Below are 13,261 nucleotides of genomic sequence, written 5' to 3'. Positions count from 1 at the left end.
GGGTTTTACAAGTATTAGGTAGCTTGTTAGAATATACTTTGTTGTTTTACCTTGGTAAAGGATTTCTTTAGTATAGAAAAGAGGCTCAAGCATGACAGAGAAATGGTATTATGTAGATTCGGGTTATGCCTCCCCTGCTTATAACATGGCGCTTGATGAAGCGTTGTTAAAATGGCATAGTCAGGGTGAGATTCCCCCAGTTATTCGTTTTTATGGTTGGGAACCTGCTGCTGTTTCAGTCGGTTATTTTCAAAAGATAGATGGAAAGATTGACGTTGATTCTGTTAAGGAACATGGGTTTGAAATTGTGCGCCGTCCAACAGGCGGAAGAGCGGTCCTTCATGATAATGAGCTGACATATAGTGTGATTGTTTCAGAAAACCATACTTCCATGCCTCCAACGGTAACAGAAGCGTATCGGGTTATTTCTGAAGGTTTATTGCAAGGATTCAGAAATTTGGGAGTAGACGCGGAATTCTCAATACCAGAAGGGAAGCTAAAACAAACAGGTTCCGCAGTTTGCTTTGACGAACCTTCTTGGTATGAACTGATTGTCGGAGGACGAAAAGTTGCAGGAAGTGCCCAAACGAGACAAAAAGGCGTTATTCTCCAACATGGCTCCTTACCAATTGCAATGGATGATGTAACATTGTTTGATATGTTTATCTATCCAAATGAGCGTGTGAAAGAAAGAGCTCGTAAAGCATTTGGGGGTAAAGCAGTTGCAATCAACGAGGTTGCGGAGCGAGAAGTGCCGATAGAAGAAGTGAAATCGGCTTTTAAAGCTGGCTTTGAACAAGGTCTCGATGTAGAATTAGTACCATACGAACTATCGGAAGAACAAAAACAAGTAGTAGATGAGCTTGTACGCACTCGGTATGGGACGGATGAATGGACGTATTATCGTTAACAATTTTTGCTTTAAATAAAAGTATAAGGATGTGTAAACATGGCGAAAAAAGAAGAACACGTACGCAAGCCCGAATGGCTGAAGATTAACATCAAGACTAATAAATCTTACAATCGCTTGAAGAAAATTATGCGTGAACGCGGCCTACATACAGTTTGTGAAGAGGCAAGATGTCCAAACATACACGAGTGCTGGAGTGAACGTAAAACAGCTACCTTTATGATTCTTGGTGATACATGTACGCGTGGTTGCCGTTTCTGTGCCGTTAAAACAGGTCTACCAAACGAGTTGGATATGCAAGAGCCAGAAAAAGTGGCGGAGTCCGTAGAGCTTATGGATCTTAAGCACGCGGTTGTAACAGCTGTAGCACGCGATGACTTAAAAGATGGTGGAGCTTATGTATTCGCCGAAACAGTTAAAGCCATCCACCGCCGCCAGCCTGGTTGTACCGTTGAGGTTCTTCCGTCCGATATGGCTGGGGACTATGAGAGCCTCCGTATGCTAATGGATGCTGGACCAGACATCTTCAACCACAATATTGAAACGGTTCGTCGTCTAACGCCAAGAGTTCGTTCAAAAGCAACGTATGATCGTTCTCTTGAACTGCTACAACGCGTAAAAGAAGTAGCTCCAAACACACCAACGAAGTCTAGTATCATGGTTGGTCTTGGGGAGACAAAAGAAGAAATCATGCAGGCAATGGATGATCTACTTGCTCATGACGTCGATATTATGACGATCGGGCAGTACCTTCAACCTACGAAGAAACACTTGAAAGTAGAAAGATATTACCATCCAGATGAATTTGAAGAGCTTCGCCAAATTGCTATGGAGAAAGGCTTCCAACACTGCCAAGCTGGACCGTTGGTTCGTTCCTCTTACCATGCTGATGAGCAAGTTAACGAAACATCTCTTCAACGCCGCATTAAGTACATGAAGGGTTATGAAGAAACTTCAAACGATAAATTAGATACACTTAACTTCTAATGTATTAAATAGAAAAGACCTGCAGATGTCATCTGCAGGTCTTTTAATTTCCGGTTGTGGAAAGGTTTAAAGAGGAACTTTTTTGATCTTCTCTAATTTGAAACCATGCGTCTCTGGCCATCGTAATAATTTTAGGGTCAGATGCTAATTGCTTCTTCTGAACCACTAGAGAAAAATATCGAATAGCTTCTTCATTAAGCCCCAAACGTCGGTTTAATTCTCCAATAAGATAAAGCACACGAAGGGCGTTCATATCGGTATAAGTTAGATCATCCTCTTCATAAGCCCTTTTATACATCTTCAAAGCGAGTCTCATGAATCTGGCCTCTTCCTGAGGTTCCTTCCTTTTTCGATACAACCAAACGACTCTTAGGTATAATCCTGCCAAAACAATAGCTTTCTCTTTCTTTAATTGGGCTGTGTAGATCGCTAACTTATATGCGTTGAGGGCTTCTACTTCGGTTCGTTCCTTGCAATAGTTTTGAGGAGTCCAACGTTTGGCAATGCGATTGGATATCTCTTCTCGGGATTGATCAGACATTAGGTTGGAGAACTGATCTGTGAACGTGTACCCACATTGCTGACATACAATGGGGACGTAAAGGAGAGGGCTATTCTGTTCGTCTTTGTACATAGTACAAAAGTCTGTATCTGTATGAATAGGGCGAGTGAATCGAGACCGGACCTTTTTGGTTTGGAATGAATGAGTACAGAATGGACATTGAACGTGTTTGTCGTATAAAGGATGCATCGATTCGCTCATATGTACCCTCCTTCGCTAATGGTTAGTTCAAATGTACTAAAATATTTAGGTCGCCACAAGTCTTTTTGCTCATGCTTGCAAAGTAGGTACTTGATCTGGTTTGAAAAATTGAAGAGTTTGGGATTTGTTAGTATACTGGAGATAAGAAAGACGTAAGGAGGTACTTGTATGACAATTAACATTACGGATAATGCTAGCCAGCAGATTCAGGAAATGATGAAAGACGAAGAGACTGAAAATGTTCGCCTACGTTTCGGAGTCAAAGGCGGCGGTTGTAGTGGACTATCTTATGCCATGGGTTTTGAGAGTGAAATTAACGAAGAACTTGATACTACATTTGACGTAAACGACATTCCCTTAGTCATAAATAAGCAAGATTTAGCTATTGTGGAAGGAACCACAATCGATTTCAAACAGAACATGATGGGAGGCGGGTTTACCATTGATAACCCGAACGCGATCGCAAACTGCGGTTGTGGCTCTTCCTTCCGTACTGCAACAAACGCTGGTGCACCAAACAAAGATTGCTAATACCCTACCGGATTCAATCCCGTAAGCCTTTAAAAGGCTTGCGGGATTTTTTATTTCTTTTCCCTTTTAAAGAACCAACGCGTGTCAGACACCCTTTACCATTTTACAGTGAAGAAGCGTGTCAGACACGCGTTAGTATTGTAACGGGATAAAGGGTGTGCTCTGTACGTTTAAGTGTGTGGAAATGGGTTAATGGTTTAGTAAGGTCAATATTAGTAGGAGGGTAAGGATGAGGTATTGGAAAGGATTTTTAATGGTTTTGGGTATGTTAGGTTTTATACTTAGTGCTTGTGGTCAAACAGAAGATGATTCAGGGTCTGGAGATTCAACGGGAGAAGACACTGAAATGAATGAGTCCGAAGAAACTTCTTCTGAGAATGGTGAGGGAAGCAATAGCAATCAATCTTCGAGTGATTTTACGAAGGAAGATGCTACGAGTAAATTAACGAATTTAGGCTCTCTTCTTCAACCAGAAACGACTGAAGAGGGGAAGGTTGAAGATTTTGAGACGAAAGATGAACTTGTTGAGAACTTAAATCAAGTTGTGGTGGAAGATGTAGGAGAGCAGTTGGTAGAGGGCATGTTTGAAGAAAAAGAAGATGGTTTGTATGTGAAAACAGGGGAGTATGCTCCATTCTTATTGCCTGAACAAACCTATACATTTGAACAGGTCGAAGAACAGAGTTATCAAATTGTCCAAAAGAACAAGACCGAAATATATGGAGAGTATAAGCTTACAGCTACCTTCGCACCAAAGGATGGTACGTACTTAATTAATCAATATGATGTTGAATATAAAGATCAACCTAAGGAAGATGTAACGACAGAACAAACAAAAGAGGGAGATCAAGAGGAAGATGGAGAGTAACAGAAAAAAGATAGCCCCCTTAGAGGAGGCTATCTTAGGAATTAAGAACCGAATAAGCTTGTAGAGTGCATTGGTTGCACTTTTGCTTTTGGATCCATATATGCTTTTGCATTGTTGACAGCTGTAGGACCTTCACCAAATCCGGAAGCAATAAGTTTTACTTTACCTGGATATGTACAAATATCACCAGCTGCGTAAATGCCTTTGATGTTTGTTTCCATTCGAGAGTTAACGACAATGTTGTTCTTCTCGATGTCTAAACTCCAATCCTTAATAGGGCCAAGGGAAGAAATGAAGCCGTAGTTCACAATCAAGGAATCGATATCAAGGGTTTCTGTACCTTCACCTTTAGATTCTTTCAGTACGACCTGATCAATTGATCCACCAGAACCAACTAATTCTTCTGGATTATATGGAGTCATAATGTTCACACTAGAATTATGAAGTTGTTCTACAGTATGCTCGTGGGCACGGAATTTATCTCTTCGGTGAACAAGTGTGACTTGCTTAGCAATAGGCTCAAGCATAAGCGCCCAATCGACAGCGGAATCCCCGCCACCACAGACCATTACATTCTGACCTGCAAAACGTTCCATGTTATCGACATGATAGAACAAGTTCGATTCTTCGAATTGCTCACAGTTATCGATTTTTAAACGACGTGGAGAGAAGGCGCCGTTTCCGGCTGTTATAATGATGGTTTTTGTGTAGTGTACGCCTTTATTTGTGGTGAGTTTAAAGGTTTCATCCTCTAGTTTCTCAACTTCTTGTACCGCTTCATTAAGCGCAATTGATGGATCAAATTGGTTCGCCTGTTCAATTAAGTTGTCCACAAGTTCCTGCGCACGTACTTTTGGGAAGCCGGCAACATCGTAGATATACTTTTCAGGGTAAAGAGCGGAGAGTTGTCCACCAAGTTGAGGAAGACTTTCGATAATTTTTACACTAGCTTGTCTCATCCCACCATAGAAAGCGGTGAAGAGACCAACTGGGCCACCACCAATAATGGTAATGTCATACACTTTTTCTGACACAATAAATTCCCCCATTCTAAGAGTTTCATTCCAGTTTCTATTTTATCATACTTATGATTGCCTTCTCTTTATCATATCAAAAATCGGCTCGCGGGGAAAAATATTTGAAATGTCTGAATGTCGTTGATTTGTCAATTAAGGGTTGAAAATTGTAGAAAAAAGGACTATGATGATTTTTAGAAAATATTTTACGAAATTATGACAATTCTATTATCATAGGTGTCTTTTTTTATGCCGTAATTCGTGAAGGAAGTCACAATTACGGATGTAAAGATATGCAGTGTATTTTGAAAAATTTATGTAAATGGAAGTGATATGTATGAACAGACCAAACATTGTTGTACTTGGTGCTGGGTATGGCGGAATGATCACTACTGCTAAACTGCAAAAGATGTTGGGCTCAAATGAGGCGAACATTACGTTAGTGAACAAACATAATTACCATTATCAAACGACTTGGCTTCACGAAAACGCGGCTGGTACGCTTCACCACGATCGTACTCGCATCAAGATCAGTGACGTCATTAACTTTAACCGTGTGAATTTCGTACAAGATACGGTAGTAGGTCTTGATCCTTCAAGCAAGAAGATTCAACTTGAGAACGGTGAATTAACGTATGACTATCTTGTGGTAGGACTTGGATTTGAAGCTGCAACATTTGGAATTCAAGGCTTGAAAGAGCACGCATTCACAATCAGTAACATCAACGCAGCTCGTCTAATTCGCGAGCACATCGAGTACAACTTTGCTCGTTATAACAATGAAAAAGAAGAACGTCAAGATCTTCTAAACATTGTTGTAGGTGGTGCTGGTTTCACAGGTATCGAATTTGTGGGTGAAATTGCAAATAAAGTACCTGAACTATGTAAAGAATACGATATCCCTCGTGAGAAAGTTCGTATTATTAACGTAGAGGCTGCTCCAACTGTTCTTCCAGGTTTCGATGAAGAGCTTGTAGAGTACGCTATGAACCTTCTTGAAGGTAAAGGTGTTGAATTTAAAGTAGGCACAATGATTAAAGAGGTAGAAGAACACAAAATTCTTGTTGAGAAAGATGAGCAGCAAGAAGAGATCCCAACGAATACAGTCGTTTGGGCAGCTGGTGTTCGCGGTAACTCTCTAGTTGAAGAAGCTGGATTTGAAACAAACCGTGGCCGTGTACCAGTTCGTGACGATCTTCGTCCTAATGGATACGACGATGTCTTCATCGTAGGGGATTGTGCTTTAATCATGAACCCTGAAAATGACCGTCCATATCCTCCGACAGCTCAAATTGCGATCCAAGAAGCAGAGACAACAGCACGCAACGTTAAGAAGATTGTGAACGGAGAAGACAATCTAGAAAGTTTCAAACCAGACCTAAAAGGTACTGTTGCTTCCCTTGGTGAAGGTCAGGCAATCGGTGTTGTATTTGGTGACAAGAAGCTATTCGGTTGGACAGCTTCTGTTATGAAGAAGATTATCGATAACCGCTACCTTCTTAAATTAGGTGGAATTGGATTACTTCTTAAAAAAGGTAAATTTAATATCTTCACGAAATAAATACGTGAAAAGCAAGGGAGGATATCTTCCTTGCTTTTTTTATGCCAAAAAGCCTTATATGGATTAGCTTCGAGATTTTTAACACGTTTGATCTGCTGGTTTTTGTTGATGACTTCTTTCTGCTAATATAGCTTGTTTTTCTATTTAGAACATAATAAAATATGGTAAGAAACCGTTTTACTATGTGGTCAATGGGGTATTAGGACAGATTGATCAGACAGGAGGAAGCATCGGTGTTTATTTTTCAGGCTATTGTTTCTGTGTTACTATTTTTTGTCTTGTTCTTTGGGATTTCATTTCTCGTTAATATGTTGTTGCGAAAGACATGGCTGATTGCCTTTTTATATCCGATTATTATAATCTTTATTGTTGATAACATATCGACATTTGATTATTTCACAGCCTTTAGTGATTCCCTAGAAACAGCAATGACCCATTTGGTAAATCTCCAAGTGATTGATGTAGTCATCTTGTCTTCAGGGCTAGCTGGTGCTATTTGCTCAGGGATCGTTATTCGCATGCTTCGAGTTAGAGGGTATCAAATGTTCTAAATAAGCAGGAGAGCTCCTGCTTATTTTTTATGGATTCCTTTAGCGGAGTGAAGGGTGTCTGACACCCTTCACTCCGCTAAAGGAATCTAAAAAGCTCTATTCTATTGAATAATTACTGAATTGTTTGGAAAAGATGACACCTAGTGAGGTGTTTACAAACAATGAAAAAAACAATGAAACGTATGTTGATGGTAGTTTTATTTCTGGGTGCGTTAAGCACGACCTTTACGTCCATTACGAATGTTTCGGCGAAAGAGATTTCAGGCTGGATCCAGCAACAAACGAACTCGTTATTCCATTATCAATCGGATTCAAGTGAAGAAAGTTTTCGTTCTATTCGTTTAGCGAAAAAAGGAATGAACCATTTTGCTGCCAAGACTAGGTACATTTCAAGCCAGCAAGTAGAAGGACCGTCTACTATAGAAGAGGCCATGGACCTTTCTCAGTATCCAAGAGAAACGGTGTTGGCTACAGGATACACAGCTGGGGTTGAATCAACTGGTAAAGATGCATCCCACCCTATGTACGGAATTACTTATTCTGGCGTAAAAGTAAAGCGTGACCTTTATTCCACCATTGCTGCTGACCTATCTGTATATCCTCTTGGGACCATCCTTTATATCCCAGATTACGGATTTGGTGTTGTAGCTGATAAAGGATCAGCCATCACAGGAAACAAAATTGACTTATATTATGAAACGGTAGAAGACGTGTATGAAGAGTGGGGTAAAAAACACGTTGAAGTATATGTCGTTAAACGCGGTGAAGGTAAATTGAGTGAGGAAACACTATCGACACTCAATAATAATGAGGCCCTACAAGTATTTAGACAAGATTATAAAGGGTAACGATGTTTTAAAACAGCAGACGAAGAGCTTGGAGTAATATGCACTCCAGGCTCTTTTTGGGTTTTAACATAAGGGTACGAAAAGATTAAAGCATAAAAATACTCTACCGCACGTGCGGTAGAGTATGGATGGATTCTTTAGAACAATAATGTATGTAGAACAATGGTCAACAATACACCTGTTACTCCGCCGAAAAAGACTTCAATAGGCTGGTGTCCGAGCAGTTCTTTTAATTCTTCACGCTTTTGGTATTCTGCCTTTGAGTTCCAAAGACGCGCTTCTTCAACGAAATGGGAAAAATCCTTTAACAGTTGGTTCAGCATAATGGCCTGCTCACCAGCTTGGCGTCTGACGCCAGTTGAGTCAAACATCACGATAATAGCGAATACGCAAGACAGGGCAAAGATATTTGAACCAAGACCTTCTTGGATACCGATACCAGTAGCGAGGGCGGTAACAGCAGCTGAGTGACTGCTTGGCATTCCTCCTGTTGCAAAAGCGAGACCTGGATTAAACTCTCTCATTGCGATGAATTGTATTGGAATTTTTACGAGTTGGGCGAAGACAATCGCAAATAGCGATGCCCATAGAGGAAAGTTGCTGAAGATCTCCATGTGTGTATAATCCTTCCTTTCTGCATGTTGAAACATTCGTACACTGTAGTCCTATTAGTTTAACATGAGTGTAACCGTTACTTGGTGCTCATGATTGTAAAAATTGTGTGAAAGTTAAGTAAGGGGATCGAGAGAAAAGATGAAAAACCGCTTCTCTTCCATTTGTGAATGTTTCAACATTATACCATAATCCTCCTCTAAAAGTCTTGTTCAACGAGGTGTCGGATTTATTGAGGAATAGGATGGATAAACAAAACCAGAATTTACTCAATTGTCGATATTTTTTGTATAATGGAGGTGGAGGTGAATGGATTGTTTACAATACAACCAACTACTGCATTATTTACAGAAACAGATTCCCTTGTATTTGGGCTCTATCATGAAAACAAACAGCATCAACCTGTGTATGGACAGCTCAACGAAGCCCTTGGTGGAGCTTTAGATCAGTACATACAAGATGGGGATCTATCCAATGATTATAAGAAGATCTCTAAAGTGTTTACGTTGAATCAAACGACTGCAAAGCGTATTTACGTGGTGGGACTTGGGAAGAAGAAAGAACTAACTTCTCAAAAGCTGAAGAAAGCGTTTGGCCGTCTCTTCAAGCAATTGCAAGCGGATGGGCAATCAGAATCGACTTTTGTTTTAAATAGCTTCCAGACGGATCAAATTTCCGAGCTGGCTGCAGCAGAAGCTTTATCAGAAGCAATGGTTATGGGCCCATATCAATTTGATAATTATAAGACAAACAATGAGAAACCTGTGACTCAAATGGATCGCGTGACCGTTTTATCGGATCAGGAACAGTCTGAATTACAGAAGAGCCTTGAAAAGGGATCAGCTCTAGGGCACGGCGCGAATACAGCGCGGCACCTTGTTCAATTGCCTGGTAATTTATTAACGGCAACAGATCTAGCTGAATATGCTAGCTCCTTAGCTGAAGATTTTGGTTTTGAAAAAGAAATCTTAGAGAAAGAAGATATGGAACGTCTCGGGATGGGAGCGCTTTTAGCTGTCAATCAAGGCTCAACCGAACCTCCTAAAATGATCGTTCTAAAGTATCAAGGTAAAGAAACCTGGGACGATGTTGTAGGACTTGTCGGAAAAGGGATTACATTTGATACAGGTGGATATTCCATTAAGTCAAAAGATGGCATTGTAGGTATGAAAGGAGATATGGGTGGTGCTGCCGCCGTGTTAGGGGCTATGGAAATTGTCGGTCGCTTGAAGCCTAAACAAAATGTTGTAGCAGTCATTCCTTCTACTGACAATATGATTAGTGGAAGTGCCTTTAAACCTGACGATGTGATTACTTCCTTAAGTGGAAAAACCATCGAAGTACTAAACACGGACGCAGAAGGCCGTTTAGCTCTGGCGGACGGAATCACCTATGCCAAACATCATAAAGCGGATCGAATTATTGATGTAGCCACTCTGACTGGTGGCGTTGTCGTTGCATTAGGGGATTGGATGACAGGCGCTATGACGAATAACGATGAGTTATATGCTAAAGTGGATGCTGCTTCAAAAGAAACGGATGAACTGATCTGGCAGCTTCCTTATAACGAAATCTACAAAAAGCGCGTTCGCTCAAGTGAACTAGCAGATGTAAACAATTCACCAGGGCGTAAAGGACATGCCATTATGGCTGGTTCCTTCCTTGCAGAGTTTGCAGAATCTACTCCTTGGGTTCATTTGGATATTGCAGGTACTTCCCAGGCTGAAGCAGCATATGACCTTGGTCCAAAAGGTCCAACAGGAGTTATGGCTCGTACGCTAGCTACTTATATTATGAATTTATAATGGAATAGAATTTGTACCTACTATTGATCAAGCAACGACCTCGTGAAAAGTGCCGGCTCTCCCCTTAGTGGAGGCTGGCACTTTTGTATTGTGGTGATCGTGTATCCTCTCTGCCACTCCCTGCTATCATACATAAAGAAAGAAACTCACCTTTACCAATGAAAAGCGAGTTCCATTTTACAACAGTCTTGATTTTGGGATTGAGCAGTTAGGGTAAGATGAAGACCGTCCGGATTGTAGCGGATCTTAATTGGGTGCTTGATGCCAGTCCCTTCTAACAACTGTTTCACTTTTTCTTTATTGGACTGTTGAGCAGCTTCCATGACTTGTTGTGAGAAACTTGGGGAAGTGGCGAATTTCTCGATAATAATATGAGCATCTGACATGAGCGACTGAAAGGCTTTGGCCGAGTCTGTTAAGGTGGAAGGATCAACTTCTGGGTAAGAGGGGCGTGATGGTGGCATAGGGTAAGGACCATACGCTTGAGGGGCGCAGGGAATCCACACTGGATAATAATACATACAAAACCCTCCTTCTTCACATAACACTATATGAAGAGGAGGGAAGTTCTGTGCGCTTCCTCTATGCAAATTGTTCGTAAAGCGGTTCTGCTTTCACCATAAAAGCATTTTGGTATTGTTTATAAGTATCTGATGCTCGTTTGAACTGGGAATTGTCTTTCGTATTAAACTCCTCGCTTCTTAGCTCAGATTGTGCCTGTAAAATAGCTTGAGAAGCTTTGGAAGCTACCTGCATGTCCTGGGAAGAAGGGTTTGCGGGAGCTAGTGCTGCGTTACGAACCTGCTCCATTGTTGTTATAGTATCTTCTGGATGATTGCTATCAGGCATTTGAATCGGAACTTCTCCGCCGACGATGTATTGTTGACCGTCTGGCCCTTTTTGTAGATCGTAGCTAATTCCACCTGCAAACTTTCCTCCTACAGATTGATGGGCTTGCTCATGGGCCTTTACTTCTTGTTCCCGAGACTTTAGTTCAGCTAGTTGGTCTTTCTGTTCAGGGGATAATAGATGGCCATAGTGAAGGTCGCTTTTCTCTAGAGAGGTTGTGACGTGTTGAGTATATCCGGCGTGTTGTTCTTTTTGGGTCTGGGTTATTTCTTGGTTGTCTTGGACGGGATGGTTCTTTATTAGAGTGGATTTCGGTGTTTGAATTCTGGAGTATTCGGCTTGAATTCCAATCAATATACTCACCTCCTCATGCTTGGGGATGATTTATTATAGGTCTTAGAGGTATGTCGCTTTGCTTAAGTATAGCATGGTTTGGGGAAGCTGTCTTACAGGAAGTACAACAAAACCTGAATCCATCAGGACCCAGGTTAAGTAAAGTTATTGAATAGCTGCTTCTAAAGCCACTTCAATCATTTCATTAAATGTCGTTTGGCGTTCTTCTGATGTTGTTTCTTCACCAGTAAGGATGTGGTCACTAACCGTTAATACGGAAAGGGCCTCGCGGTTGTATTTTGCAGCAAGAGTATAAAGGGCTGTTGTTTCCATTTCAACTGCTAATACGTTATAAGATGCAAGTTGGTCGAATAGTTCCATAGCGTTATCGCGATAGAAGCTGTCGCTTGTAAAGACGTTCCCAACACGTAGTTTAAGTCCCTGTTTTTCACCTGTATCGTAGGCAGCTTTTAATAAACCAAAGTCAGCTGTTGGCGCGTAGTCAATGCCGCCGAACGTCATGCGGTTCATCTGAGAGTCTGTGGATGAAGTAGATGCTAAGATAACATCACGTACTTTCACGTCTTTTTGAAGCGCTCCACAAGATCCAACACGAATTAATTTCTGCACATCATATTCTTGAATGAGTTCATTAACGTAGATGGAGATCGACGGAACTCCCATGCCTGTCCCTTGAACAGAAATGCGTTCTCCTTTATACGTTCCTGTGTAACCATACATGCCACGTACTTCATTGTAGCAAGTTACATCTTCTAGAAAGTTTTCTGCGATGTATTTCGCGCGAAGGGGGTCACCCGGTAATAGAATTTTATCAGCTATATCTCCTTTGTTTGCACCAATATGTACACTCATCGGAACATACCTCCTTAATTTTCAAGCTTACGTTTCAAAGGTACCACAAGAGTGGTTACAAAACAAATGGTAACGATTTCAGCAGAAATTCGTACGTGGCTAGGTTTTCCATACATCTCTTGGTACAATAAAGAGTAAATGGAAAAACTGATGAAAGAGCCCTTCTTTTTCACGAAAGAGAAAGGGCTCTAATAAACTATGCTTATACTTCTCATCCGACGTAGGAAAGATGTGGAGGAAGGAAAGGGGCTTTTGGGGTAATGAACATATCTATTTCTAAATTACCAGGAATTGGTCAAAAAATCTCTCTTACGACAGCTGAAGACAGTCAACTTGTATTGATTGTGCATCACACTGGTAAGCGGGAACTGTACTTCTTTGAAGATGCTGACAGTGACGAAGCGGATTTCGGCATGGACTTAACAGCGGATGAAACGAGAGAGCTGGGTGCGCAACTTCTCGGCGCAACCTATCAGCCTGTAGATGCCGATAAACTGAAGATGTTCAATAATCAGATTGTGATGGACTGGATCGAGATCAAAGCGGCTTCTTCTCTTACGCAGAAATCAATTGAAGAATCAGAGATTCGCAACAAGACAGGTGCCACCATCATTGGACTAGTAAAAGGAGACGATATCATCGCGATCCCAGAAGCGTATACGACGCTTCAAGCAGGGGATGTGCTGATGGCCATTGGAAAGAAAGATCAAATTTCTTCGCTAACTGCTTTGTGTAAAGGGGAGGAATGATTCCC

15 protein-coding genes are annotated in these 13,261 nt (G+C 41.2%); 9 read left to right on the top strand and 6 right to left on the bottom strand.

What is annotated here, in order from left to right; genetic code table 11:
- Positions 1 to 91: 91 nt before the first annotated feature.
- Both LQ226_RS15525 and lipA read left to right on the top strand, forming a co-directional pair.
- Positions 92 to 910, top strand: a complete 819-nt coding sequence (locus tag LQ226_RS15525; protein WP_231418875.1) for a lipoate--protein ligase family protein — start codon at positions 92 to 94, stop codon at positions 908 to 910.
- 39 nt (positions 911 to 949) lie between these two features.
- A complete protein-coding gene (gene lipA, locus LQ226_RS15520; protein WP_231418874.1) occupies positions 950 to 1,897 on the top strand; it encodes a lipoyl synthase in 948 nt (315 codons plus the stop codon).
- A 43-nt stretch (positions 1,898 to 1,940) separates the two neighbouring features.
- On the opposite strand, the gene LQ226_RS15515 is transcribed toward lipA, so the two are convergent.
- Positions 1,941 to 2,660 (bottom strand): DUF2225 domain-containing protein, encoded by a 720-nt coding sequence (locus LQ226_RS15515; RefSeq protein WP_231418873.1) that lies wholly within the window; start codon positions 2,658 to 2,660, stop codon positions 1,941 to 1,943.
- A 168-nt stretch (positions 2,661 to 2,828) separates the two neighbouring features.
- Here LQ226_RS15515 and LQ226_RS15510 point away from each other — a divergent pair, with 168 nt between their 5' ends.
- Together LQ226_RS15510 and LQ226_RS15505 are read left to right on the top strand one after the other, a co-directional pair.
- On the top strand, positions 2,829 to 3,191 hold the full coding sequence (locus tag LQ226_RS15510) for a HesB/IscA family protein (protein WP_231418872.1): 363 nt from the start codon (positions 2,829 to 2,831) through the stop codon (positions 3,189 to 3,191).
- Between the two features lie 229 nt (positions 3,192 to 3,420).
- Positions 3,421 to 4,059 carry a hypothetical protein gene (locus LQ226_RS15505; RefSeq protein ID WP_231418871.1) on the top strand — a complete coding sequence of 213 codons (639 nt, stop codon included), beginning with the start codon at positions 3,421 to 3,423 and terminating at the stop codon, positions 4,057 to 4,059.
- Between the two features lie 41 nt (positions 4,060 to 4,100).
- Here the strand turns inward: LQ226_RS15505 and LQ226_RS15500 are convergent, their stop codons facing one another.
- Positions 4,101 to 5,093, bottom strand: a complete 993-nt coding sequence (locus tag LQ226_RS15500; RefSeq protein ID WP_231418870.1) for an NAD(P)/FAD-dependent oxidoreductase — start codon at positions 5,091 to 5,093, stop codon at positions 4,101 to 4,103.
- 319 nt (positions 5,094 to 5,412) lie between these two features.
- On the opposite strand from LQ226_RS15500, the gene LQ226_RS15495 reads away from it, so the two are divergent.
- From LQ226_RS15495 to LQ226_RS15485, 3 genes are all read left to right on the top strand, one after another.
- Entirely contained in the window at positions 5,413 to 6,636 is a 1,224-nt protein-coding gene (locus LQ226_RS15495) for an NAD(P)/FAD-dependent oxidoreductase (RefSeq protein WP_231418869.1), read from the top strand.
- Positions 6,637 to 6,869: 233 nt separating this feature from the next.
- Complete coding sequence (locus tag LQ226_RS15490; protein ID WP_231418868.1) at positions 6,870 to 7,187, top strand: YuiB family protein; 318 nt, start codon at positions 6,870 to 6,872, stop codon at positions 7,185 to 7,187.
- A 161-nt stretch (positions 7,188 to 7,348) separates the two neighbouring features.
- Complete coding sequence (locus LQ226_RS15485) at positions 7,349 to 8,035, top strand: 3D domain-containing protein (RefSeq protein ID WP_231418867.1); 687 nt, start codon at positions 7,349 to 7,351, stop codon at positions 8,033 to 8,035.
- A 137-nt stretch (positions 8,036 to 8,172) separates the two neighbouring features.
- On the opposite strand, the gene LQ226_RS15480 is transcribed toward LQ226_RS15485, so the two are convergent.
- Positions 8,173 to 8,649: a divergent PAP2 family protein gene (locus LQ226_RS15480; RefSeq protein WP_231418866.1), complete on the bottom strand. Its 477-nt coding sequence runs from the start codon at positions 8,647 to 8,649 to the stop codon at positions 8,173 to 8,175.
- A 312-nt stretch (positions 8,650 to 8,961) separates the two neighbouring features.
- Between LQ226_RS15480 and LQ226_RS15475 the strand changes: the two genes are divergently transcribed.
- Positions 8,962 to 10,452 (top strand): leucyl aminopeptidase, encoded by a 1,491-nt coding sequence (locus LQ226_RS15475; RefSeq protein WP_231418865.1) that lies wholly within the window; start codon positions 8,962 to 8,964, stop codon positions 10,450 to 10,452.
- A 152-nt stretch (positions 10,453 to 10,604) separates the two neighbouring features.
- Here LQ226_RS15475 and LQ226_RS15470 read toward each other — a convergent pair whose 3' ends face one another.
- From LQ226_RS15470 to deoD, 3 genes are all read right to left on the bottom strand, one after another.
- A complete protein-coding gene (locus LQ226_RS15470; protein WP_231418864.1) occupies positions 10,605 to 10,973 on the bottom strand; it encodes a YuzC family spore coat inner layer protein in 369 nt (122 codons plus the stop codon).
- Positions 10,974 to 11,034: 61 nt separating this feature from the next.
- Entirely contained in the window at positions 11,035 to 11,655 is a 621-nt protein-coding gene (locus tag LQ226_RS15465) for a putative metalloprotease CJM1_0395 family protein (RefSeq protein WP_231418863.1), read from the bottom strand.
- Positions 11,656 to 11,799: 144 nt separating this feature from the next.
- Positions 11,800 to 12,507 (bottom strand): purine-nucleoside phosphorylase, encoded by a 708-nt coding sequence (gene deoD / locus LQ226_RS15460; RefSeq protein WP_231418862.1) that lies wholly within the window; start codon positions 12,505 to 12,507, stop codon positions 11,800 to 11,802.
- A 260-nt stretch (positions 12,508 to 12,767) separates the two neighbouring features.
- On the opposite strand from deoD, the gene LQ226_RS15455 reads away from it, so the two are divergent.
- Positions 12,768 to 13,256 (top strand): cation:proton antiporter regulatory subunit, encoded by a 489-nt coding sequence (locus tag LQ226_RS15455; RefSeq protein WP_231418861.1) that lies wholly within the window; start codon positions 12,768 to 12,770, stop codon positions 13,254 to 13,256.
- Positions 13,257 to 13,261 lie beyond the last annotated feature (5 nt).

Origin of the sequence: Pontibacillus sp. HN14 (assembly GCF_021129245.1) — a bacterium.
In the GTDB taxonomy this organism is placed as follows: Bacteria; Bacillota; Bacilli; order Bacillales; family BH030062; genus Pontibacillus.
The sequence above is the reverse complement of the archived record's forward strand: the minus strand, read 5'-3'. Positions and strand labels throughout refer to the sequence as shown.